Origin of the sequence: Mesomycoplasma dispar, from assembly GCF_000941075.1 — a bacterium.
Taxonomy (GTDB): domain Bacteria; phylum Bacillota_I; class Bacilli_A; order Mycoplasmatales; family Metamycoplasmataceae; genus Mesomycoplasma; species Mesomycoplasma dispar.
Genome location: NZ_CP007229.1, coordinates 230,963 through 256,355 on the forward strand (window position 1 = coordinate 230,963; position 25,393 = coordinate 256,355).

Here is a 25,393-nt window from a genome sequence, read left to right on the forward strand (position 1 = left end):
TATTAACTAAATTAATTTCTTTAATCTTTTAAAATCTGAACTGTCCATCAAAGTTGCCTTTCTTGATTGACGTTTTTGTTTGGTAGTTTTACTTTGAGCAAGATGAGAACGATAAGCATGCCCGTGTTTAACTTTTCCAGATGCAGTGATTTTTATTCTTTTTTTCAATGCAGATTTAGTTTTAAATTTAATCTTAGACATTTTCTTCCTGCTTTTGCTGTTCTTCGTATTCAAGTAATTCTTTTAGTTGTTTTGATGAAGTGAATTTAGGTAGTTTTTTTCGATCACGCTCAAGATTCATTACTAAAAAATTACCGTTTTGTGAAATTTCCTTACTTTTTTTGGCAATATATTTTAATTGGTCATAAAATATATCTAGTGTTACTTTACCTTGATCGACTCTTGTAATTTCGCGACCACGGAAGCGAAGAGCAATTTTGACACGATCACCATCAAGAATGAATTCTCTTGCTTTTTTTGATTTAACCAATATATCTTGCATATTAATGTTAAAACTAACACGAATTTCACGATTATTGGTAAAGGATTGTTTTTCTTTTTCTTCCTTTTTTTTCTTTTTAATATCGTAACGGAATTTTCCGTAGTCGAGAATTTTTGCAATTGGCACTTTTTGAACTTTATTATCTTTAGTTTTAATTTCTTTAATCGAAATTAAAACTAAATCAAGTCCTTGCGATTTTGCCATTTTGATTGCTTCTCTTGTTGGCATTTTTCCAATTTTTTCATTGTCACTTCCGACTAGAAAAACATTAGGAAAAAATATATTTTCGTTAATTTGGTGCTCTTGTATTGGTTTTTTTTGAAAAAGACTTTTAGGATTCAAAATTTAAATTTCTCTCCATTTTTAGATGGTTTAATTATTAAAGCTTTAAGGAAATTTGTTAAAAAAAGCGGATTCAGTTACGCTTTTAGACAAAAAAATAATAATTTTTGTTTGTCAGGTAAACCCAAGATCACAAGGATCTTCAGGTGAGAGCGAATCTACTTTCTGCAAATAAAAATTTGCATTATAATTATACTAGAAAAATAAGAAAAATATATGAAAAAAGTTGAAAAAATTAATAAACAAATTGAACCATTTTTTCGTTTTCAACAACTAAAAACGTATCACCTTTTTCAACTCCAAATGGTTTTAAAACATTACGAGCCAAACTAAAATCGTTTTTAATTGCTTCAAATTCTGAAATTGAATTAATTGAAACAAAAACAGAAGATGTAATTCCAAAACCATTGATTAATTTTTCGTTATTTAAAACACCAATTACGGCTGTATTTGGTCGAAATTTTGCAATTGTTTTCAAAAGTTCGCCAGTTCTTGATAAAACAACGGTGTATTTTATCTCTTTTTCGTAAGCAAGATGCGCTAATTTATGGGCGATTTTTGCTCTTGGACCTTTTGAATTTTTGGTAATTACCGCAAGTTGTTTAGTGTAGAAAAGTTTGTTATAAAATTCTTTTTCTGCTCTTTTATTAATAATAGCCATTACTTGCACTGATTCAACTGGAAATTGTCCTTGCGCTGATTCGCCAGATAACATTGTTGCATCAGCACCTAATTCGGTTGCTCAATAAACATCAGAAACTTCTGCCCTTGTTGGTTGAGAAGATTTTTCCATTGAATCTAACATTTGCGTTGCAACTACAACAGTTTTACCAGCAAAACGACATTTACGAATAATTCTTTTTTGTTGAAAAGGAACTTCTTCATAAGGAACTTCAAGTCCTAAATCTCCACGGGCAACCATAATTCCATCAGAATGTTCGATGATTTCGTCAATATTTTCAAGTCCTAATGTTGATTCGATTTTAGAAATAATTTGAATGTGTGAACCACCGTTTTCATCTAAAAGTTGACGTAATTCACGGACATTTTCGGCAGAATTTACAAATGATGCAGCAACGTAATTAATATTTTCTGAAATCCCAAAAAGAATATCGTTAATATCTTTTTGTGATAAAAACGGCAATGAAAAAGCAACACCTGGTAAATTTAGGCGTTTATTTGGTTTTAAAATGTGGGAATTTTTTGTTTTTACAACAACTTTTCCTGGTTCGATTTCAACAACAACAGATTGTAACTTTCCGTCATCAAAAAGAACCTTATCACCAATTTTTAAATCTTTATCAATTTGGTGAGATACAGTAATTGTTTGTGCCGTTCCTTCGAAATTTTTATAAGAATCTGAATCAGTTAGAACAATTAAACGTTGGTTTGTAAGGATTTTTTGTGAGCCGTTAAGAATTTTACCAACACGAATTTCTGGCCCTTTTGTGTCTAGCATAATTGAAATTGGAATTTGAAGTTCTTCAGAAACTCTACGGGCATTTTCAAACTTTTGTCGTTGTTCTTCATAATTTCCGTGGGAAAAATTTGCGCGAATTACACTAACACCTTCTAAAACCAATTTTTTTAAGACTTCATAATCTTGCGTTGCTGGCCCAATTGTGGCGATGATTTTCGTTCTTTTCGAAATATAATTTTTCATATCATTCATATTTTTAAAAGCAATTTCCTCGTATTTGATTTATTGAAAAACAGTTGAGAAGTGCAAATTAACTATAATAATTATAAACTTAATTAAAAAAAATATTAATAAATTTTCAATGTTTTTTTAAAAAAATCTGAACCTAATGCTTCAAATTCAAGATTTCTATCTATTTTGGATTTATTTATGAAAATTTCAACTTCATTTTTTTGTTGATTTTGAGGAAAAATCAAGTTAATTGTCTCCAAATTTTCCCAGTTAAATGAAATCAAAATTTGATTAAGATTTGGATTATCAATGATAATATTGAAACTATTATCAAATTTATCAAAACTATTTAAAAAGTCAAATTTAAATTTGTAAAAACTAAAGACTTTTTCATCCATTTTCGCATTAAATTCACCTAAAATATCAACTTTTTTTGGTGAATTTCCAACAAAAGCATAAACATCGACATTAATATTATTTGAATCAAATTGCAGATTTTCAATTGAATTATCGGCAAAACAATCTGAATCAATTTTTGAAATTCACTCAGGAATTATAAGGTTTTTGATTTTATTATTTGCAAAAACAGAATTATTTAACTGTTTTATTTTTTTAGGAAAATTAATATTTTTGATTAAATTAGACTCAAAAGCAGAATCTAAAATAGTTTTTATATTAGACCCAAAAATAATCTTTTCAATTTTGTTTAACATAAAAGCTGATTCGCCAATTTTTAAAAGTGAATCAGGCAAAATTAGCTTTTTGATTTCTAGATCCATTCCTGAAAAGGCAAAGTCCTCAATTTCTTCAAAATTAATTGAAGACAAATCAAGAATTTTTTCGTTAAAAAATTCTTGATTTTTAATAATTTGAGTAGCGATTTCACGAGTCAGTATTAAAAATTGCACTTTTTTCCTAAAATTTTCCTTTTTTAAATAATTTTTTAATTTTTACTTAACTTTGTGTGAAAGGAGGTTGAACAATGAAAAATCAACCAAATCAAAATCTAGTTAAATTAAGTGAAAAAGACAAAAATGAAACTGGTGGAGCAGGAATTCTAGCGGGAGTTGCTGGTTTAGCAACTGCAATTACAAAAATTACACCTGCTTTACTAGGAGTTGCAGCAATTTATCGTTCTTTTAAAACAGGTTCTGGTGAAATAAAAGGTTCTGATCATACTGTTAAATGAGATGACTCAAAACTTGCTAAAGCAGAAGCGGAAAAAGCTTTAAAACAGCCAATTTACTTTATTTATTAGCATTTTAATTGAAGAAATTGCGACTTTTTGTTAAAGATTAGTTAATTTGAACTATTTGATTATTTATAAGTTAATTTTTCGTGCTCTTTTTGTCCATATTCTGTAATAAATGCTTCAATTAAATCAATTGCAGCTTTAATGTCTGATAAACTAATTAATCCATAAGTTGAGTGCAAATAACGTTGTGGAATTGAGATGCTTACAGTCGGAGTTCCGTATCCTGAATATTGCAGTTCTTCTGCATCTGTTCCCCCACCTTGTGAAACATAACGGTAAATAGGGATGTTTTTTTCCTTGGCAATACGGAAAAGAATTTCAACAAGTCGTGGATCCATTAAAGCACCACCATCGGCAATATCAATTGCAACACCAGCACCTAATTTTTGAACGCCAGGAATTGCACCTTCGGTATCATGAGCGGCACCTGTATCGATTGCAAAAGCGATATCAGCGTTAATCATTTTTGCAACCATTTTCGCACCACGGGAACCAACTTCTTCTTGCACGGTTCCAACCAAAATTGGATTAGATTTTATTTCCTTTTTATGAAGGCGGTGCGCTAGTTCGTCAATGACAACCACGCCAGCGCGGTTGTCAATTGCTTTTGATGCAAAAAAATCATTATTTTGCATCAAAAAACTTGGGTTGTTAAAATAAATTCTATTTCCGATTTCAACTGATGATTCTTCGGCTTCCTTTTTTGATTTAAAACCAAAGTCGAAAAAAAGATCCTTTACCATCAAGGCTTTTTCGATTTTTTCACGTTCCATAATGTGAATTGAAGTATGACCAGCAACCCCAAAAAATTCCTGACCTAAAGAATTAATTAATTTAAATCTTGCCCCAATTACAGCATTTCCCCAAATTCCGCCAACTGATTTTACCTTGATAAACCCTTTTTCAGTGATGTCTAAAACGATAAAACCAACTTCATCCATATGCGCAGCAACTACGACTTTTGGTCCAGAATTTGGATTTTTTTGCTGCATAATTAAAGAACCAAACCCGTCACGAGAATAAGCAAGGTCAAGTTTTTCTGTTGATTTTTTTAGTTCTGCAACAATTTCCTCTTCGTAACGCGACATTCCATCAAGGTCGCAGTATTTCTTCATTTTTTCGAATATTGTCATAATTAAACCTTTCTTTAAAAGCGATAAATTACTAAAATTATACACTTTTTGTTATAAATTTCAATTGATTTCGCCGCGATTTTTTTCTTTTAAAAATTTGTTTATTTTTTGAAAAACACCAGAATTTTTCAAGGAATTAGCAAAACTAAAAGGTGAAGGATGGGAGTAAAAAAACACTTTTTGTTTTTCAAGACTAACATTTGCAACAGATAATTTTGCTTTTTGACCTAATAGTAAAAAAACAATATCGACTTTATTTTCAACAATAAAGTTAATTAAATTAAAAGTAAAAGTTTTTCATCCAATGTTTTCATGGGAATTCGGACTTGATTCACGAACCGAAAGCACTGTATTTAAAAGTAAAACTCCTTGTTTTGCCCAATTTTCAAGATTTCCGTCAGTTTTTGAAAAATTAGGGTATACATTTTTTATCTCCAAAAACAAGTTTTTGAGTGAAGGTGGCAAAACTTTTGCCCTCGTTGAAAAAGCAAGACCATCTGCCTGACCTTTTTGGTGATAAGGATCCTGACCTAGAATGACTATTTTTAGATTATCAAAATTAGTTAATTGGATTGCCCTAAATAAATCTTTTTTTTCGGGGAAAACTTGGTAATTTGCATATTCATAGTTGAGAGTTTTTTTTAACTGTTGAAAATAAGGTTTTTTAATTTCATCACTAAAAAACCTTTCAAAACTTAGTTTTGTCTCCATTTTTTAATTATAGCATTAAAAATTTTTGAAAGTACTACTTTTTAATTAAAAAGATGTTATAATATAAACCCGTAAATTTAATTAAACCATCCCATACCAAAAAGGTTTAAATCTGTTTTTATTTGAATTCAGTACCTTTAGGATGATACTCATAAGGAGATCTTATGTTTGCAATTATTAAATCTGGTGGTAAGCAAATTAAAGTTGAAAAAGATCAAACAATTTTTGTTGAAAAAATCGACAAAAATGAAGGTGAAAGTGTAACTTTTACTGATGTTTTGTTTATTAATGGCAAAATTGGTACCCCTTTTGTTGAAAACGCGAGTGTTACTGGTGTTATTGAAAAACAAGGTCGTGCTAAAAAAATTGTCGTTTACCGTCACAATCCAAAATCAACTCACAAACGCAAATTAGGGCATCGCCAACCGTTTACAAAAATAAAAATCACAGAATTGAAAGGATAATTTAAGAAATGGCAAAGACCAAAGCTGGTGGATCTACCAAGAACGGCCGTGATTCGGCGGGTCGCAGACTCGGCCAAAAAATTGCTGATGGCCAATTCGCATTTACTGGTTCAATAATTTATCGTCAACGAGGAACTAGAATTTATCCAGGAAAAAATGTCGGAATCGGTGGTGATGATACTTTATTTGCACTTGCTGATGGAATAGTTAAATTCCAAAAAGTAAGAAAACGTAAATATGCTAGCATTGTGATTAACGGCTAGATTTTAAAATTAAAATAATATAAAAAAACCTGGCAAAATTAGTCAGGTTTTTTTATATTATTTGTTTTGTAAATCGTAGCTAACTTTTCAAAAATTAGAAGCCAAAAAACTCTATGATTCAAACAAGAACATAAAATTAATCTAAAATTGGCTTAAAAATTTACATTTTTTAACTTTAATTAATTTATTTGTGCACTTGTTCAAAAAAATTTGTTTTTTCAAATTTTGTAAAATAATGTGATAAAATATATTTTAATATATGAAATAATGAAATTTTAGGAAGTTAGAAATTAAACTGAAGAAATTTACGAAAATATTTTTATCACTCTTTTTTTTTATAAATCGAAATTTTAGCAAAAACATTGGTATTACACAAATTCAAGTCAAGAATTACAAATCAGCAATTTTCAAAAATTCGATTGATGACAAACTAGCAATTTCCTATTTGGTGCATAATGAAAATTAAATCCATTTTAACTAAATTTTTAGTGACAAATTCCTTAATTTCGCCGCTTTTTCTAATCGCTTGTAGCGAACCAGTTTCTACTTTAAATAAAACTGTTGAACCTAAAAAGTCATACGAGTTTACTTTTAATAAACAATATGATGCAAACTATTTTTTAAATTTGCTTAATAAAAATAACGATGAATTTAACACTAAAACTGCAACATTTTCAGGTTTAAATTTTTTTTACAACCAAGATGAAAAAGATCTGGATAAAAATTTTTTTCTTGGAGATTACTTCTCAAATACAATCCAAACATTTGACCAATTCCAGAAAATAATCGTTAATAAAACGTTAAAACTTATAAAAAATGTAGAGCATCTTCCTAATCATTTAAAGATTCCTGAATCTGAAATAATAAGGGAATTTCAGAATAAATTTTTAGATAGTAGACCTATTAAAGAAGTGCTTGAAAAGAATAATATTTTTTTAATTGAAATAACAAGGCAATGAAAATATGATAGTGCATATAATTATTATCTTGAAAAAGACAAAAATTCAGATACTTTAAATGTAATAAATTTAATGCCTTCTTATGTTGAAGAAATAACGCACGCCCCTGATGAACTTTTCCCCCGCCGACCTTATTTTATATCAATTGTATATCCAAAAAGCACTAAACTAAATTTTAAAGATATCGTTGATTATATTCCGAGTACAAAAGATAAACTTAAACGTTCGATAGAAAATACAAGAATAATTTATAAAAAACTTGAACAAAAATACAAATTTCCAAAAACGGAAATTAACACTTTTTCTAATTATTTTATGCTTGATGTTATTGATTTTAGTCAAAACACTAATAAAATTAAAACTTTAAAACCAAAAATTCTTGATTTAGTAAGTAAAAAAATTAACCCTTGGAATAATAGTTTTTTTCCAGAAAAACAAGTAATAATTAAAAATAATCAGGAATTTAAAGACAAAATTCTTGATCGGGTTTTAGAATTAAATCCAAAAACTGAAATTAATAAAGTTGAACTTACTACAGATTTTGAAACTAAATTTTTAGACGGAAAAAAACTTGATGAAGTGTTGAAAAATTACAATATCTTCATTTATGAAACTTGAGAACAACTAAAATATCAACATCGCGGACATAATTGATATGATCTTGAAGATGAAAAATTGATATTAAGAAAAAAGGAAAATAATAAGATTTTCTTAACAACAATTCTAAAAACAGACCTTATTCTAAATTTTCCTGCAAAATTTGATTTACCTTTTGACAAAGTTGCTTTTCAAGTTTTGCTGGTTCCTAAAGACAAAAATGTTGTTTTTGAAAAAAAAGTTGACCGTTTTGAACTAATTAAAGATTTGAAACAAAATTATTTACAAGAATATAAACAAAAAAATCTTGAAAATTAAAAGAAAATTTCTTTGCTTTTTCTTTTAATTTTCTAATTTAAACATTTATATCAAAATGACTAAAATTGCTTAACTTTAATTTACAATAGAAAAGTACACGAAAAAAATAACTAAAAAAACCGCTCTTTATTTAAGCGGTTTTTGTTTATCTTTAGCAACTTTTTCAAAAAGATCTATCAATTATGTAACTTTTGAATTTAAGGAGTAGAGAATGAACCTGAAAAATAGTTTTTCAACTTTTATTTAAAAGTTTTAAAATATCATGGAAGCGAATAATTTAGTGGATCTTTTGCATTAAGCTGCATAATTTTTGCTGCCAGAGAATTAGTATTATTTAAATTGGTTGGATTTTCACCTTTTTCGTTAAGTCCAAAATAGTTGTGACTGAGATTTTCATAACTAAAGGATTGTAGAAAATCAAGCGGAATACCAGAATTAATTGTTGCAACATAGGAATTATTCAATCCGATAAGTCCTGTTCCAGAATTTCCTGGGTTGAAAAAAGTTTGGGTATATCCGTTTTGGCGTAATAACGAAATTGTATTTGCATCTGATTGTGCACGATTAATGATATATCCGTTTTGTCGTCCGTAAGGGAAACCGTTCATTGCAAGTGATTTAATATTTGGACCGTAAAATTTTAAATTGTGATTTGTTTTTAGCTCTAAATTTAATTTTGGTAAGTTAAATCAGTTTTTAAGCCAGGCAACTTTGAGAAACTCACCTTTTGATTTAGCTTCTTCAATTAAAGGATTAATGTCGATAATTAAGACACTAATGTCGACGAAATTATTGCCCTTACCTTGTTTATCTAACTGATTTGTACCAGTTCAAAGAAGTCAAGTGTTAACGTTATTAACACGATATTGCCCAGATCAATAACTAAAACCATCATCAACATTATTTGCGTAATTAGGCCCAGCAATTGACATATATTTGCCTGATCCTAGCGAATAAGGTAAATTTTGTCCACTTATTTTATCAAGTTCAAAATTTCTACCGCCTTCGACGTGATTATTTGTTATTATATAAAATTTCCCATCGTTTGGATTATCGTTAACTTTTGCCAACATTGTTGCAGATCCATATGAAAATCCAAAAGTACGTGCTCTAATGTTTTTAATAAGCTCAGATTTTTCACTATCTCAATTTTTATGAGCGAATTCGTTATCTAATAAATAACCCTCATGTAATTTTCAGTGAACATTTTGGTTTGGATTGTATTTTGAAAGATCGTAATTAGCTTCGGGGTTATAGAAAGTTATTGGTTGATTTTCTTGGTTAAAGTCAATGTTTTTATAGTCGAAACTGTTAGTTTTTTTATGAAAATCTTCATTTTCTAAATTATTTTGATAGTCAATTTGTACATTTGCCGCTGCAAGATGTAATAAGAAAGCCTTTTTTTGGTCGAAAGCATCAAATCTTGAACTATTATAAAATTCAACTGTTCCAGGTTCTAAATGTTTATTTATATCATCAAGAATTAGCCCAAATTTTGGATCTTTTAGCCTAAATTTGAACTGAATTCCTTGATTTTTTAAGTATTTAGCTGTAATTGTAAATTGAATTGGGTCTAATTTTTTTGAACTGTTTTCAAAATAAACATTTTCAGTTTGTGAATTTATTTCAATTGTTTCGCCTTTGATTAGTTTTTCAAAATCAAATTCAAAATCATAACCACCTTTGTAATTATCGCCACCAATAATTCGCTTTGCTCTTGCAAAATTTTGCACTAAAGCATTACCAAATAAGTGTAGGTATATTTTTCTCTTATTTGTATTCGGTTTTAATAAAGTTTCGCTAATATATTTTTCTTTAAAAATTCAGGAAGCTTCCTTCGTTGATTTGTTAAAACTTCAAATTAAATCCTCAAAGTAAGGTTCGACCTGTCTAAATCGTCTAATTATATTCGCTGATTCAAAAACTGTTATCAAAGTTTTGTTTTTGTCAATTTCAAGGCGATTTTCACCATTATTTGTTGCTAAATTGGTAAAATGATACCAATTTGATCCGATAATGCTGGTTTTTCCATCAACGTATTTTAATCTAAAGTAACCGTTTTTACCGCTATATTTTACATCTGACAAGTGAATTTTTGATTTATCAATTTCAAAATTATTATAATTTAGTGCTTCTTTTTTTAAGTCGATAAAATCTCAAAAATTATTAGCTTTCAAATCGTTAATATTATAATTTTGGTTCTTAAAAATTAAATCACTAAATTTAATTTTGTTCAAAATTATTTCAGGATATAACTTGCTTTTAAATTCGTTTACCAAATTAAATAAATTAATAACTTTTTCAGTTGAATATCTAATGTTTGTGTTCTTTTTGTTAATAAAACCTAACTTAAACTGAAGACTTCCTTTTTCTGCGCCCTTTTTAACATCGTAAAAATACAAAAAGTAATCTTTGGAAATTTTGTTAATGTTAATTTGGACATTTGTGTCATTTTTGTCAAAAATTTCTTTTCTATTAATATCTGGTGAGTTTAATTTAGCTGATTCAGTGTTGATTTTGCTTCCATCTGGTGAAACTTTTATGCCAACAGTTTCATTTTTAAACTTATTTTTATCCTTAATTTCATCTGTTAAACTGTTTTTTATGTTAAGAACATAATTTAACATATTTTCAGCTTTTTGTTCAATAATGTCATCGACATCAACAAGGCTATAAAATACTTGTTTTTTATTGATAATTTCAGCACCAGCGCCACGATATTCAAAATGTCTACTGTTAATTTTATCAATAATTTCCTTGTCTTTTTGATCGATTTCGTTGGAAACTTCAACAGTTTTTCCAGTATTATAATCAATTTTGCTAGTTTTAATAGGTTTAAAATCTTCTTTTGAGAAATTATTTTTATTTAGCGGTTTTATGTCTTGGTATTGTGCTGGTTTTCAGTTTTTTACATTTATTTTATTATTATTTTTAAAATTAGCGATTTTTTCATTAGCCTTTGTTATAATTGGAATTTCAATTCCGTCTTGTGTATACCAAAAGAAAATTTCTGATTCACCTTTGACATTATTTTTATTAATGATTTCTTTTGCAAAAATTTGGTAACGCCCAATTTTCGGTAAGGAATAAATACTATTAAATTTATTGACTAAATTTTCAGAACTGTCAATTAAAGAATAATTTCCGTGAACGTCGTTTAAGTTTTTAATTTTTGTATTTTGGAATAATTTTTTACCTGTTTTATCAGCGATAATTTCCAAAATTTTTGACTCATCAGCCTTATCTTGTTCGTTTTGGTATGTTCTTATAAATTCTTTTGGTGCAAAATTTAGAATAATTTCTCTAGATTCTGTTCCTTTTTTTGCAATAAGTTTGAAACTGATTGATTTATTTGTCGCGGAAGTTAAAACTCTTTTTTCTTGATTGTTAATTGTAAAATTTGAAAATTCAACTGTTACATTATCTGGTTTTTCAATTTTAAAAAAATTATTTGATTTTAAAAAGTCATTAAAAATTAAGTCTAATTCTTTTTTAGTTAACTCGTTTGGGTCAGTTGGACTGTCAACACCTAAAAAAGATGAAGAAACGACGTTAATTTGTGGTTTAAACATCGAAAACTTTTTGTTTTCATTAATTTGTTTGTTTTTCTTTAACTTTTCCAAAGTTGGTTTTAAAACGGAATTATAAAATCAATAATTTCCTAACCCCCCAGCACCAATTGGTTCTTCAAAACTTCAGAAATAACTGTTAGGATTGTTTGTTTTGGAAAAGTCAAAATCTCTATAATTTACGTCATCCAACCAAGTATTTTTATAAAAACTACTATTTAAAAACTCATTTGTATAATTGATTTTAAGGTTGAAATCATCAGATTTTGAAAAATCAATCTTATTTTTTGATACAAGATTAACTGTTTTTATAATTTGTGAATTAAAAAGAATATTTGATTCAACACTTATTCTGCCATCATCCAGAATTTTTATATTAGCGTTTGGTTTTACTAAAATCTTGAAAAAATTGTTAAAAATTGTAGTTTTTTGAGTTAAAAATTTGTCGAGATTCCTTTCGTTTTCAGTTGCTTTTGGAAGATTCTTTCCAAAACTACCAATAAAATCATAGTTAAAATCAAAATAATCATCTAAAAAATAAGAATCTTTTATTGAACGAACTAGCAAATTTACATCTGTATTCGAATTTTTAATTAGAATTTTTTTGCTAAATTTAGTTAGTTGATTTTGATTGGTTAAAGACTTTGCAGTGTATGTCAAAATTAAAACATTGTAATTTTGACTATCAAGACTAATATCTGTTAATTTATAGTCAAAACCGTTATTTTTAGGGTGTTTTATTCATAATTTTGCGTTTTCAAAATTAAAGGATGCCGATGTTAAATACTCGCTGATCTTGTATTTTTTAATTTTTTCACGATCTAAATCAACAGCAAAATTTACTTGTCCATTAATTTCATCTTCGCCTAAAACTTCATAATCAACATCATAATTTCTTCTTGTTACATAAAGAGAATATGATGCTGATGTTAAAAGTAGAGGCAAAAAAAGAATCACATTTTTTTTGCCTAACAAAACCATTTGCAAAAGGTTTTTTGCTTTATTTTTTGACTTAATCATAAAAAAGTTCCAAACTAATTTATTAAAAACAAAGAACAAAGACGTGAAATTTTACCACTTAAAAGACAAAGTTTTTAAAACCATGTTGAAATGTAATCAGTAATTATAGTTTAATTTGCCGAAGTTAAACTATTTTTTTAGAAAATCTATGAAAATTTTATTAAAGTGTTCTGGGTTTTCGCTATAAATTAAATGTCCTGTTTTTGGGATAATTTCGGTTTGAACGTGCGGAATTAGACTTTCAAAATAAGACTTAGTTTCTTGTTGAAGGACAATTCCATCTTTTTCACCTAAAATAAGAAGCGCTGGACATCCGACAGATTTAATTCCCTCCTCAATTTGATCCATCATATTATTTTTTAAAAGATTTTGCGAGAGTGTGACGATATTATGATTATTAAAATATTCATAGTTAAAAACAGTTTTTGCTCATTCTAAATATTTCGGATTTTTATATTTTTCTTTATCATATTCGTAAATTGGCAAAAATTCAAGCATTTCTTCTGGTGTTTTTGGGAAAAATTTTTCGTAGAAAAAATCTTTTAAAGGAAGGTTTGCTTTATTCATTGGCCCAATAAAAACCATTTTGGAAATAATTTGCTTTGGTTTTTTGTTTCCTAGCGAGAAAAAACCGCTTTTTTTAGGTGTTGTTAAAATTTTATGAACTAAAGAAGCAGTTCCCGCTCCCATTGAGTGACCAACTAGAATAACATTTTCTAAATTTAGTTTTTTAATAAAATTAACTGTCAAATTGGCATAATTTTCTAGATAAAGATCTTCTTCTTTTGCGGGAGTTAAATTATTTCCAGGAAGAGTGAAACTGTAATAATTAGCACCAATTTCTTTGCTAATTGATTCAATTACTGGCCAAAACACGTTGTGATTTGAGTTAAAACCATGGCAAAAAACGATGTTAATTTTATTTTCAGGGTTTCAATTTACCACAAAAGGGTATTTTCAAAAATTTAAAATATCAATATCATTCGCTTCGTATAGCAAGCGTGTTTTTTCAAGTGTAAAATCTGGAGCCATTCCTCCTCCTTTTTTTGTATACAATTTAATATTAAAATTATATAATATTAGTTAACTTTGTTAGATTAAATTTTTTTAAATAATTTTACTTTTATTATTCAAAAAAATGTGGTAAAATTTATGTGCCACTAAAATGATAACCTTGTAACCTGGTCAGGATAGAAATATAGCAGCCATATCGAGAAGTATTGTGTTTAGTGGTTTTTTTTATTATTAGAAAAAAACAGGTAAAAAAACACTATGCCTTCTCGGGAAAATAAAGATTCAAAAAACAGCTCTTGTTGTTGCCCCACTCAAAAAAATCATAATTTTGCAAAATGTCTAAAAAAACAATTGGTTTCAAGAGCAGAGCGTGAAATTTTTCAATTTAATCAGGGGAAAATCAACCTAAAAAACTTTTGAAAACGAAAAACTTTATCAATTACAATGATGGCTTTTTCGTCAATTCTATTTACTTTAGGTGTTACTTTTTTCCTTGGTTTTGCAAGAACATTACCGACTGGAGTTTCGGCAGTCCCCGCTTTAATTACAATTATCATAAATTCGCACTACAATGTCGATATTAGTTGAAGTTTTGCGATAATGTATTTTGCGATTAATATTCCGTTAATGATTTTTACATTAGTGAAAGTCTCGAATAAAAGTTTTAGTTACCTTACTTTTATTTGACTTTTTTTTCAAATTATTTGAAATCAAGTTTTTTCACTGGATACTCCAATTCGAACTTTTTTAGTTCAAAATATTTTAATTGGTGATGTTAAAGGTTCGTGAACTTTATTTTATTACACAATTATCGGCGCAATTTTATCAGGATGGTCGATCGGACTTGCTTGAAAGTTTGGTGGATCTGGGGGTGGAACAGATTACATCACTTATTTTATCGCTTTAAAATATCGTAAACCAATTGAAAAAATAATGTTTAGTATTTCAATATTTTTTGGACTTTTTTCACTTGTTTTACTATATTTTATTGAACCTTCACAAGTTGATAATCAACTTTTTGGGCAAAAATTATTTGCAGTTTTCCTTTATTTAATTGTGAGTTCGACGATTGTTGGTCGAATTTATCCAAAATATGGTAAATTACTTTTACAAATTTACACAAACGAACCTGAAAAAATTGTTCAACATTTTAGATTGATTAAATATTGACACTCTTATAATATTTGAGAGGGAATCTCTGGTTATACAAATCAGAAGCAATGACGTGTAGAAACAATAATTTTTACAATTGAAAAAAAGGCAATTTTAGAAGAAGTTGCAAAATCAAAGGTGAATTTTTGATACTCGGCAACGAGAATTTTGCAAACAACAGACCGTTTTGATACGACAAAAATTAATTAAACTAAAAATTTGGTTATGAAAAAATCAAATTTTTAGTTTAAAATTAAATATAAACTAATTTTAAAAAACAAAAATGGCTGCAAAAGTGAAAAAATACAATGAATTTGAAGTTGTTAAAATTTTTTCGACTAAATTAGGTCTTAAAAATCAAACTGATGGAACAATAAATTTTTATAAAAAAACATCCAAAGATAAGCAATCAACAAAGCCGGATGGCATCTATTATTATGATGGAATTGTTTTTATTTTGGATGCAAAAGCGCAAGGAAAAAAGTTTAGTGGTCAAATTAAACACTATATGGAACTTGAATCTAACAAACATTTTGTAGGTTTTGAGTATAATTATGATTCAGTTCGCGTTTATATAAATGGAAAATTAGAATTAAGTGAAAATAGTGTTGAAAATAAAGACTATTATAAAAATAAATATTTTCCAGTTAGAGAAAATAATGGCGAAATTGTTACTGATTTGACAAAAAAATTAGTACAACTTTTTCGCAACGCAAATATTGATAAACAATTAAACGTCCATTTTATTGGTGCAGTTTTTATTGTTTTAACATTTTATAAAGATTTAAAAAATCACGATATCAACATTGAAAACGTGATTTATTCTACAAATTCAACTACTGAAATTCTTGTTTTCTTAATTAATGCATTAAAAAATATTATCACTGATGAAGAGAATTTAAATAAAATTAAAACTCGTAATTTTTTAATTCGTTCACTTAACGAGTCAACATTGAAAAATGCTGATTTTGAAGATATTTTTCAAATTATTATCACAATTTTCAAAATTTATAACTTTATCGAAATTAGTCAAAACGACTTTAAAGGTTTTGACATAATGAACCGTTTTTTACAGGTTTTCCGCAAATGGAATAGTGTAAACGCAAATGAGAAAGGTGAAGTTTTCACCCCAGATCATATTGCAAAATTGATGTTCAAATTAATAAGCATTGATGAAAACGATAGAGTTTTAGACCCGACTTGCGGAAGTGGTACATTTTTGACAAATTCTTTGCCGTTAATGATGCAAAAAGTTCAAAAAAAATATGGAAATGATCAACTAAAAATTGAAGAAATTATCTTAAGAATCAAAAAAACACAGTTAATTGGTGTTGAAGTTAATGAATTTAACGCTTCACTTGCAAGCATCAATATGATGTTACACAAAGATGGAAGTTCGCAAATTATTTATGGTGATTGTTTTAAAACGCTTAAAAAAATACCGGGATTTTATAACAAAGTTCTGATGAACCCACCTTTTAATCAGAAAACCACAGAGTTAATGTTTGTTTTTGAAGCTCTAAAATACCTTAAAACTGACGGTGATTTAGCCACTATTTTGCCAAAAACTGTTTTAAAAGGGAATGTACGCGATCGGAAAAATCAAGAACTTTTAAAGCAAATTTTCTCTTTTTGTGATTTAGTTAGCGTTATTTCATTACCCGATGAACTTTTTGCGCCAAACGCAGGCGTAGCCACTGCGATCGCAATTTTTCATAAATGCCGTGATTTTATAGAGGATTTTCAAATTTTCAAAGAAGAGAATCTAATTCATAATCATACCCAAAAGGAAACTTTATTTATAAGTATGAGCGATGATGGTTTTTATAAACCAAAAGACAATTTTCGCTATCCAACAGAAAAATGAGAAGTTATTGAAAAAGAAATTTTAGAATGCTTTTTTGAAAAAAAATACAATGAATTACGCGCTATTAGTAAAAAAGTTAACTTTAGTAATCAGTTATTATTCGAAAATTTTAACTCACATCGACCATACGAAGTTCCGATTGATAGATTTATTAAGACGATTCGGGAAAATTTAGCAGCAAAAATTCTTTCAGGTATCAAACCTGATTTAGAAATTAATCAGAAGTTTCCAATTGATGAAAGCAAAATTGAATTTAAAAAAGTAAAAATTGTTGATTTAATCAAAAAAATCGACATTGGTGCACAAAAATCAAGTATTGATAGAAAAATTGAGAATAAATTCATCAAAGGAATCCCGCTTATAATTGCAAAAAAAGATAATAATGGCGTTGGAGGTTTAATCGAAAACCCTACAAAAACTTGAAAAGACAAAATTGTAATAATTTCTGGCGGTGATGGTGGCGGTGGAAAAACTTATTATTGTGACTTTGAGTTTGCAGCGACAAATTTTGCACTAATTTGCGACCTAAAAGGAGAATGAAAACCTTTTTTTGATAAATATGCAATTTTCTACCTTGCAACCAAAATTAGCGAAAGACTTTATAAATATGTTAATCACGGACTAAATCGCAAAGAATTAAACAATGAAATACAAATAACCTTACCGTTTAATAGCAAAAATCGAATTGATACTGAATTTATGTCTAAATTTATTCAGAATCTTAAAATTTATTAATAAAAATATTTAAAAATTATTTTATTTCACTTTAATATACTTCTTTTTAAATTTTTTAAGATATAATTATTAATTGGAGTTTCTTTAACTCTTTTGTAATTAATTTTTAAAATTTAGAAAAAACATAGGTTATATGAAAAAAAATTTTATTTTAAACTTCGCTACAAAAAACATTAAGGAAAAAAAATTAACTTTTGGAGTTGGACTAACTTTATGAGCTTTAATCGTTTTTGCCTATATGATTTTTGTAATGAATTGAGGTTTTGCCTCTGCCGGACTTAACGGAACAGCTGGAGTTAGTGGATATTTAGGACACTTTTTCCCTGAAGGAACAAAACCACCTGGTACTGTTGTAAATCAAGCCGTTAATTGAGGAATCACAATTGGGCGCGGAATTGGTTCGGTTTTAGTAGGGTGATTAATTGTTAAAATTTCACATAAATACACTGTGATTTTATCATTAATTTTTATGCTTTTTGGAATTGTAGCTCCTTATTCGCCAACTTATGCTGGTTTTATAATTCTAAGAACAATTTTCGCAATTGGTGGAACAATGCAAATAATTTTGATCCAACCAGTTGTTTCAAATTATTTAAACCAAAGACAAAAAGCCGTTATTTCCCAATTTTCTCCATTTTTTTATCCAATTGGGACAATAATTACGCTCATTCCTTTTGCTGGGATTATTGGCGAAGAAGCACAAAAAGCTTTTCGAGATAATTGACAAATTGTCTTTTTAGTTATCGGGATTTTAACTTTGATTCCGTTAATTGGATACATAATTTTAGGTACTAAATTCGATTTATACCCATCAAATGTTGCTAAAAGGGACAAACAAGAAAAATTAACTTTGGCAACATTTTTCAAGCAAAAAGATACTTGATTCTGAACAATTTTATACGGTTCATGACTTGTTGCCGTTGTTTTCCCTTTTACATTTTCAAAGCCAATTTTTCACCGTCTAATTGGCGATTCAAGCGGAATTTTTAATGATAAAATTTCCGTTTTTCTAATTTTCTTTTTAGCAGGAATGTTTGTTGGCCCTTTTACAATCGGTCTGCTTTCAAAATATCAACTTCAAAGACGAAAATATATTTCAGCAGTTATTACGCTTGGGGTATTTTTCTACGTGATGGCAACGGTAGTTTTTGTTACAAAAGTTGGTAAAAATCCACTTGCTGCTAAAACTTATAACGATGGTTGAACGTGATTATTCCTATTTTTAGGACTTTTTATGGGAATTTGTCTCTGGGGAATTCAGGGAGTAATGTTAAATTTACCACACGAATATCCAGGTTCAAACCCTTATCGTATTGGTTTCCAGTTCGGTTTAATTTGAGGACTTGGATATACCGCTTTCACAGTTGCAACAATTATTACCTCTTTAATTAATACGCCGCCAGGAGTTGATGTAAAAAATTTAAACCCAAATAATGTTGACGGTTACGCTCTTGGTGCTTACATTCTCATTATTATCTTTTCACTTGTTTCTTCAATCGGTTTAGCTTTATTAAAAGAACCAAACCCTGATTATAAAAAGTTATTAAAAATACGTAGTTTTTCTGAAATTGAACGTATCAAAAAATAAAAAAAATTTTATTTTTTGATATAGTTTAATAAAAACAAGATTAAATTATCAATTCACTTATTTTTATATAAAAAAGTATTAAAATTTAGTTTGTGACAAAGACAAAAATTTGTTGCAAATTAATAAAAATTAACAAGAAAGAGAAACTAAACTTATGAAGCCAATCAAAATTGCCCTAATTGGTGCTGGAAATGTCGGAAATTCTTTCCTTTACTCTGCAATGAATCAAGGACTTGCCTCCGAATACGGAATAATTGATATTAATCACGACTTTGCTGACGGTAATGCCTTTGATTTCGAAGATGCTTCCGCTTCACTACCACGTTCTTTCAGTGTTCGCCGTTATGAATATAGCGATCTCAAAGACGCGGATTTTATTTTAATTACCGCCGGAAGACCACAAAAACCTGGTGAAACTAGATTAGAACTTGTTGCTGATAACATTCGAATTATTCGTGACATCGCTTTTAAGGTTAAAGAAAGTGGATTTTCAGGAATTACTGTTATTGCTTCAAATCCAGTTGATGTTATCACTCGCGCTTATCGTGATGCATCAGGGTTTTCTGATCAAAAAGTTATTGGAACTGGAACTATTTTGGATACAGCAAGACTTCAATTTGCAATTGCAAAAAGAGCAAATGTTTCTCCAAGTTCAGTTCAGGCATACGTAATGGGTGAGCATGGAGATTCTTCTTTTGTTGCTTATTCAAATATCAAAATTGCTGGTGAATGTTTCTGTCATTTTGCAAAACTAACTGGAATTGATAGCTCAAATTATGAAAAAGAGCTAGAATATCCAGTTTCACGTCGTGCTTATGAAATTATTAATCGCAAAAGAGCAACTTTTTACGGAATCGGTGCTGCGCTTGCAAGAATCGTGAGAAATATTATCGAAGATTCAAAAAACATCATTATTGCAGGTGCAAATTTACGTGGTGAATACGGATTTAGCGGTGTAAACGTTGGTGTTCCAGTTGTTTTAGGTGCAAACGGAATCGAAAAAATAATCGAAATTAGTCTAAATGACAAAGAAAAAGAAAAATTTGCAAAATCTGTGGAAATTATCGACACAATTTACCAAGATGCAATGAAAAACATTTAATTTTTAAAAGTTTTTCATTCAAGTTTTTCAAGAAACAAAAAACTCTCGTTTTGAGAGTTTTTTGTTTTCATTTTTTTTAATTTCTTTTTGTTTTTAGATAAAACAAAAACCTAAATTTATTATTAAAATCAGCTTGCATTTTAGGTTAATTTTCAAAAAACACTATAAATTACGTGCTTTTTGAAAATTTAGACGAATTTAATAAATTAAATTAAGAAGTTAAAGTGCTTGGAAAAATAAAAAACTCTCAATTTGAGAGTTTTTTTGTTGCAAAACAAAATCAACCTTTTTTTAATTTTTTAAGTTAAAAAAATTAAAAAAAGGTTGAAATTTATCTTGGTGGCTCATATCGGACTCGAACCGATACGCATTGCTGCAGCAGGTTTTGAGTCTGCCGTGTCTACCATTCCACCAATGAGCCATTTAAAATTAAAAAAATGATAAAAATTAACTTTAAATGTAATATAATTATACCAATGATGGTTAGAAAACAAAACAAAACTTTAAAAAAAATCTTAATTAGAGCATTACCAATTATAACTTTGCCAGCAACATTGATCGCTGCTTCTTGCGAACCACTAGGCGCTGTTAAAAGAATTGGATCTATTGTCACACAGATTGGACAATCTAATCCTTGAGATCAAGATCTAGATGTAAAAAAACCTTTAGATTCAATTGTTAGTGGTAGAGTTCAACCAAGATTTGATAAAATTACAGCATCTGAATTTATAAAACAGTCAAGAACTCTAGATAGCGATACTTCACTTAATGAATCTAATAATATTTTTTTAAGAACGCAAAGCAACCTTTTAAATTCGGCAATTATATGAACTTTCATTCCCGGCGTTGATAACTTTGATCTTAGCCAAAAATTTGACCTTCAAATTAATGCCTATCCTAATTCTGCAAATGATGTTTATGGCTCAATTAAAATCAAAGTTGAAGCTCTCGAAAAAGGTTCGCAAAGACTAATTCAAAGCAAAGATTTTGTTGTTTCTGGATTTCAAACAGAAAAAACTGGAATTTATGCTTATAAAGAAAGAATCGAGACTGCTTTCCAAAAAATTAACAATTTAACACTAAAAAGTGATAGCAATTTTGACATTAACAAATTGACTTCTAATTCTAATATTTGAGATTATGTGAATTTGCCTTCGAATTTCGAAAAAATGGATATTACAAAATTGCGAAATTCAGACCAATTTGATGTTCCAGAACGCGATACTTCAGTTCCAAGCATTGCCAAAATTGCCAAAGAACCTTATCGTTTAAAAGTTAAGAACTTCTATTATATAAAAGGAACAATTCTTAAAGATTCTTATGACAAAAACACTGGCGAAGTCGATGTAATTTTGTCAATTTATCACGATTCGTTCCACAACTACGTCTCAAAAATCGTCAAACTTAAAACTAAATCTGATTCAGGTTTGTCGAAATTAACTGATATTAAAAGTTTTAAATTAAAAGATCAATACAAAAATTTTCTACCTTCATTTCTTATAAATTCAGAAAATGATACTGAATCATTAGCTAAATTTATTGATTTTGGAAGTTTTGACTATAAAAATTATGATATTAAAGTTGTTCCTTCACTTTCAGATGACCAAAACGGTAATCTTTACATTATTTTGAACAAAAAAGGAACTGATTTAACTTCAGGACCCGCAAGTCCAGGTCAAATTATTAAAGTTGAAGGTTTTAATTCCTACCAGAAAATTTTCACAAATACTGATTTTACTAAATTAATCAATTTTGATTACCTTGATTCTTGGTACAAATTACCAAAAACAGCGAATCTTGCTGAAAAACTAAAAAGCATTTCTGAGAGTTTAAATTCTTCAAGCGATTCACTTTTGTGACCACTTTTTGGGGTCGCAATCCAAAAAACTCTATCATCAGAAGCGCTTTTTAAAGGTACAAACGAGTTAAAAAACTTTGAAAAACTTAATTATCAATTCGCTTCACTAATAAATTTCAAAATTGATGAATCAGGACTTTCATTCTATTTTGGAAATGCTGTTCAGGATTATTACAAAATTTCTATTAAATTCACAGAAAAAACTGAAAGTAAAAATATTATTGCTGATTTTGGCTCAAAAGTGCTTGAAAAAGAGATTTTAAATGATTCTTTACGTTCAAGGTCAATTGTAATCCAACTTCGCTCAAACACTTACGATCCAATAACGCGAACAAACACAAGCCGAATTACATCGGGAACCGCTTGAGTTTTTGATAGAAAATTAAAGCCTGATCCAACTAATCCAGGTAAATTTTTACCTACAAATACTTATTATTTAGCAACAAATTTGCACGTAGTCGCTGATTTGATTAATAAACCTGACCAAATTTATTCATTTTCCTACCTACTTGATGGAAATCTAAAAAATCTTGATGCAATTAGTTTCGATGATACAAATTTATTTCGCCGTTTTGATCGGGTAGCAAAAACTGAAGGCAAAAAAGATTATTTACCCCCTGAAGGTTTTCAGTTTATTAACTCTGAATCAAAAAATTTTTGGAACAATCTAAAAATTAATCCAATCGGACTTAATTTACCAAACAAAGATAAATTTCGTGATATTGCGATAATTGAAGTTACTTTTCCTGAAGATAAACAGAAAAAAAACCCTTTTAATTTCGGAATCCCTTTTCTTGATTTAGATATTTTTGGCGAGTCTTCTTATATAAAAAATATTCCTGATGCAATTCGTAATTATAACGAGGCGCCACTTGATTTTTTAGTGACAAACAAATTAGTGCCTAATTTTACAAGGGCGATACAACAAAAAACTACAAAAGTTGAAAGAGCTTTACCTCTACACGCCTATCTTGGCGGATTTTTAGGCGGATTTTCTTGAACAACCGACAATAAAAACGCTTTTATTACCACCCAGGAACTTTTAAAAGAGAACAATTTTAAACAGGAAAATTCTACAAGAAAGTTCCAAGGTGCAAATTCACTTTCTCTTCCTGGTCTCCGCGGCGGTCATGGAATGTCAGGTTCTTTAGTTGTTAACGAATATAATCAAGTTCTTGGAATTTTTTGAGGTGGTTATTTTCCGCCAACCTCTCCAGGACAAAATCGTCTTGTTAAAGGGATTGGTCAATTTGATCCAATCGGTGTCAAAATTGATTCAAATCCAACCGTTTTAGCAAAATGACTTGCACAAACAAAGGATGTTCAGACTGATTTAGATTCAATTCAAGAAAAAGTTTTTAGTCTTGAAGATCCAAAACAACTTGAAAAATTGGCGCACTCAGTTAGATGAATTAAATTTAATAATTTTGAACAAGAAGAAAAATCAAACATTTAGTTTTTATTTTAGTATTTTTTAAAAATAAAAACTAAATGTTTTTTTATTTAATTATGGAAAAGAAATTACTTAATTCTTTGATGAAAATTCATCAAAAATATCAAGATTTAAAGTCGCTTTTAGAAACAGATGAGGTTCTTAATGACCAAAAAAGATATTCGCAACTTTCAAAGGAAATTGCGAATATCACAGAAATTGTTGAAGTATTTGAAAAATTCCTTGCTGATCAAAAAAGTTTAGAAGATGCCAAAACTATATTAATTCAGGAAAAAGATCCTGAATTGCAGCAACTTGCAAAAGATGAAATTGCAAATGCAAGTAAAAATATTGAAGAATACGAAAAAGAATTACTGATTTTAATGTTGCCAAAAGACGAAAACGATGAAAAAGATGTAATTGTTGAAATTCGTGGCGCTGCTGGTGGTGATGAAGCAAACATTTTTGTGGGCGATCTTTTCAAAATGTATCACAAATGAGCTGACTCCCAAAAAGCAAAAGTTAAAGTTCTTAGTTCATCACTTGCAATCGCTGGTGGTTTTACGCAAATTATCTTCCAAATTTCTGGTCAAAAGATCTATTCAAAACTTAAATTTGAATCAGGAGTTCACCGTGTTCAGCGAGTTCCCGAAACTGAAACAATGGGCAGAATTCATACTTCAACTTCAACAGTGACTGTAATGCCAAAAATTGATGAAAAAATTGAAGTCGCAATCAATCCTGGCGATTTAAAAATTGATACTTACCGTTCCTCAGGCGCAGGTGGTCAATCAGTTAATACAACCGATTCTGCCGTTAGAATTACTCATATTCCCACAGGAATCGTTGTTACTTCACAAGATGAAAGATCGCAAATTGGAAATAAGGAAATCGCAATGGGAATTTTAAAGTCAAAAATTTATAACCTTGAACTTCAAAAACAGCAAGAAAAACAAGCTAATTTCCGAAAATTAGCAGGATCTGGAGCCCGTTCTGAAAAAATTAGAACTTATAATTATCCCCAAGATCGCGTTACCGACCACCGAATTAGTTTCTCTTGCTCACTAAAACCAGTCGTGCAAGGAAGTCTGAATCCAATAATTGATGCTTTACTTGCACAGGAAAAAACTGAATTAATTTTACAAAATTATGGTGAGAAATAAAAGAAAATTGGAACTTTTAAAGGAAAAGCAACGGTATAATTTGCCGTTAGAAATATCAAAATTGGAAAATTTAAAATTAGAATTAGACTATCCAGTTCAAAAAATTATTGGCTTTATCGAGATGGAAGATGTTCGAATTTTTCTGGACCAAAAAGTTTTTATCCCACGTTATGAAACGCAGGAATTAATTCTGAAGGTTAAAAAAGTTATTAAAAACAGTGACTCTGTTCTTGATTTATGTTGTGGATCTGGTTTTATTGGTCTTGCGCTGGCTAAATTCAGTAATGCAAAAATAACCCTAACCGATATCAGCGATGATGCGATTTTGCAAACAAAATTAAATGCAAAATATAACAATTTAGATGTAAATACTGTAAAATCCGACCTTTTTTCAAATATTCCCAAGCAAAAATTTAATATAATTATTTCAAATCCGCCGTATTTAAGACCGCAAAAACTTCATAAGTCGGTTTTGCACTTTGAACCCGAAATTGCTTTATTTTCTAAACCTGAACCATTTTCTTTTTATCAGAAAATTATGGACAAGGCGGATAATTTTCTTGAAAAAAATGGATGAATTTTTTTTGAAATCGATTATGAAAGTGTTGATTTTTTCAAAAAAAATTATCCAGATTTTACAATTGAAAATGATATAAATAACAAACCACGTTTTGCCTATTGGCAAAAGAAACCATAAA

The 25,393-nt window shown here is 28.8% G+C and carries 19 protein-coding genes, 1 tRNA gene and 1 other RNA gene; 12 read left to right on the top strand and 9 right to left on the bottom strand.

Annotated elements, in window-relative coordinates:
• Positions 1-6 precede the first annotated feature (6 nt).
• From rpmI to MDIS_RS00885, 4 genes are all read right to left on the bottom strand, one after another.
• Positions 7-201: a 50S ribosomal protein L35 gene (gene rpmI, locus MDIS_RS00870; protein WP_044635238.1), complete on the bottom strand. Its 195-nt coding sequence runs from the start codon at positions 199-201 to the stop codon at positions 7-9.
• Positions 194-844, bottom strand: a complete 651-nt coding sequence (infC, locus tag MDIS_RS00875; RefSeq protein ID WP_044635239.1) for a translation initiation factor IF-3 — start codon at positions 842-844, stop codon at positions 194-196. The genes rpmI and infC overlap by 8 nt, the downstream gene beginning before the upstream one ends.
• Before the next feature lie 235 nt (positions 845-1,079).
• Positions 1,080-2,516 (bottom strand): pyruvate kinase, encoded by a 1,437-nt coding sequence (gene pyk, locus MDIS_RS00880; RefSeq protein ID WP_084217524.1) that lies wholly within the window; start codon positions 2,514-2,516, stop codon positions 1,080-1,082.
• A 95-nt stretch (positions 2,517-2,611) separates the two neighbouring features.
• Complete coding sequence (locus tag MDIS_RS00885) at positions 2,612-3,403, bottom strand: leucine-rich repeat domain-containing protein (protein ID WP_044635240.1); 792 nt, start codon at positions 3,401-3,403, stop codon at positions 2,612-2,614.
• A gap of 74 nt (positions 3,404-3,477) precedes the next feature.
• Here MDIS_RS00885 and MDIS_RS00890 point away from each other — a divergent pair, with 74 nt between their 5' ends.
• Entirely contained in the window at positions 3,478-3,753 is a 276-nt protein-coding gene (locus MDIS_RS00890; RefSeq protein ID WP_044635241.1) for a hypothetical protein, read from the top strand.
• Positions 3,754-3,812: 59 nt separating this feature from the next.
• Here the strand turns inward: MDIS_RS00890 and MDIS_RS00895 are convergent, their stop codons facing one another.
• Positions 3,813-4,883 carry a M20/M25/M40 family metallo-hydrolase gene (locus tag MDIS_RS00895; RefSeq protein WP_044635242.1) on the bottom strand — a complete coding sequence of 357 codons (1,071 nt, stop codon included), beginning with the start codon at positions 4,881-4,883 and terminating at the stop codon, positions 3,813-3,815.
• 51 nt (positions 4,884-4,934) lie between these two features.
• Positions 4,935-5,594 (bottom strand): uracil-DNA glycosylase, encoded by a 660-nt coding sequence (locus MDIS_RS00900; protein ID WP_044635243.1) that lies wholly within the window; start codon positions 5,592-5,594, stop codon positions 4,935-4,937.
• Between the two features lie 164 nt (positions 5,595-5,758).
• Here MDIS_RS00900 and rplU point away from each other — a divergent pair, with 164 nt between their 5' ends.
• From rplU to MDIS_RS00915, 3 genes are all read left to right on the top strand, one after another.
• Complete coding sequence (rplU, locus tag MDIS_RS00905) at positions 5,759-6,058, top strand: 50S ribosomal protein L21 (RefSeq protein ID WP_044635244.1); 300 nt, start codon at positions 5,759-5,761, stop codon at positions 6,056-6,058.
• An 8-nt stretch (positions 6,059-6,066) separates the two neighbouring features.
• On the top strand, positions 6,067-6,321 hold the full coding sequence (gene rpmA / locus MDIS_RS00910) for a 50S ribosomal protein L27 (RefSeq protein WP_044635245.1): 255 nt from the start codon (positions 6,067-6,069) through the stop codon (positions 6,319-6,321).
• 455 nt (positions 6,322-6,776) lie between these two features.
• Entirely contained in the window at positions 6,777-8,195 is a 1,419-nt protein-coding gene (locus MDIS_RS00915; RefSeq protein WP_044635246.1) for a hypothetical protein, read from the top strand.
• A 239-nt stretch (positions 8,196-8,434) separates the two neighbouring features.
• Here the strand turns inward: MDIS_RS00915 and MDIS_RS00920 are convergent, their stop codons facing one another.
• The gene (locus MDIS_RS00920) at positions 8,435-12,784 is read right to left on the bottom strand and encodes an MGA_1079 family surface serine endopeptidase (protein WP_052506197.1); all 4,350 of its coding nucleotides are present in this window, start codon (positions 12,782-12,784) and stop codon (positions 8,435-8,437) included.
• Between the two features lie 129 nt (positions 12,785-12,913).
• Positions 12,914-13,816, bottom strand: coding sequence for an alpha/beta fold hydrolase (locus tag MDIS_RS00925; RefSeq protein ID WP_084217525.1), 903 nt, complete (start codon positions 13,814-13,816; stop codon positions 12,914-12,916).
• 117 nt (positions 13,817-13,933) lie between these two features.
• Here MDIS_RS00925 and ffs point away from each other — a divergent pair.
• The 5 genes from ffs (at position 13,934) to MDIS_RS00945 (ending at position 20,242) form a co-directional block, all read left to right on the top strand.
• An RNA gene (gene ffs / locus MDIS_RS04045) (signal recognition particle sRNA small type) lies at positions 13,934-14,030 on the top strand.
• A 26-nt stretch (positions 14,031-14,056) separates the two neighbouring features.
• Entirely contained in the window at positions 14,057-15,160 is a 1,104-nt protein-coding gene (locus MDIS_RS00930) for a YitT family protein (RefSeq protein WP_044635247.1), read from the top strand.
• Positions 15,161-15,233: 73 nt separating this feature from the next.
• The gene (locus MDIS_RS00935) at positions 15,234-17,552 is read left to right on the top strand and encodes an HsdM family class I SAM-dependent methyltransferase (protein ID WP_044635248.1); all 2,319 of its coding nucleotides are present in this window, start codon (positions 15,234-15,236) and stop codon (positions 17,550-17,552) included.
• Positions 17,553-17,685: 133 nt separating this feature from the next.
• Complete coding sequence (locus MDIS_RS00940; RefSeq protein WP_044635249.1) at positions 17,686-19,140, top strand: hexose phosphate transporter; 1,455 nt, start codon at positions 17,686-17,688, stop codon at positions 19,138-19,140.
• Positions 19,141-19,294: 154 nt separating this feature from the next.
• Positions 19,295-20,242 (top strand): L-lactate dehydrogenase, encoded by a 948-nt coding sequence (locus tag MDIS_RS00945; RefSeq protein ID WP_044635250.1) that lies wholly within the window; start codon positions 19,295-19,297, stop codon positions 20,240-20,242.
• 337 nt (positions 20,243-20,579) lie between these two features.
• On the opposite strand, the gene MDIS_RS00950 is transcribed toward MDIS_RS00945, so the two are convergent.
• Positions 20,580-20,663 (bottom strand) — tRNA-Leu (locus MDIS_RS00950).
• Positions 20,664-20,718: 55 nt separating this feature from the next.
• Between MDIS_RS00950 and MDIS_RS00955 the strand changes: the two genes are divergently transcribed.
• Genes MDIS_RS00955 through MDIS_RS00965 form a run of 3 tightly spaced genes read left to right on the top strand, consistent with a single transcriptional unit; the run spans position 20,719 to position 25,392 of the window.
• Positions 20,719-23,556 carry a DUF31 family protein gene (locus MDIS_RS00955; protein WP_232034185.1) on the top strand — a complete coding sequence of 946 codons (2,838 nt, stop codon included), beginning with the start codon at positions 20,719-20,721 and terminating at the stop codon, positions 23,554-23,556.
• Positions 23,557-23,609: 53 nt separating this feature from the next.
• Positions 23,610-24,695 (top strand): peptide chain release factor 1, encoded by a 1,086-nt coding sequence (gene prfA / locus MDIS_RS00960; RefSeq protein ID WP_044635747.1) that lies wholly within the window; start codon positions 23,610-23,612, stop codon positions 24,693-24,695.
• Positions 24,682-25,392: a peptide chain release factor N(5)-glutamine methyltransferase gene (locus MDIS_RS00965; RefSeq protein ID WP_044635251.1), complete on the top strand. Its 711-nt coding sequence runs from the start codon at positions 24,682-24,684 to the stop codon at positions 25,390-25,392. Before prfA ends, MDIS_RS00965 begins: the two co-directional genes overlap by 14 nt.
• Position 25,393: the final 1 nt, after the last annotated feature.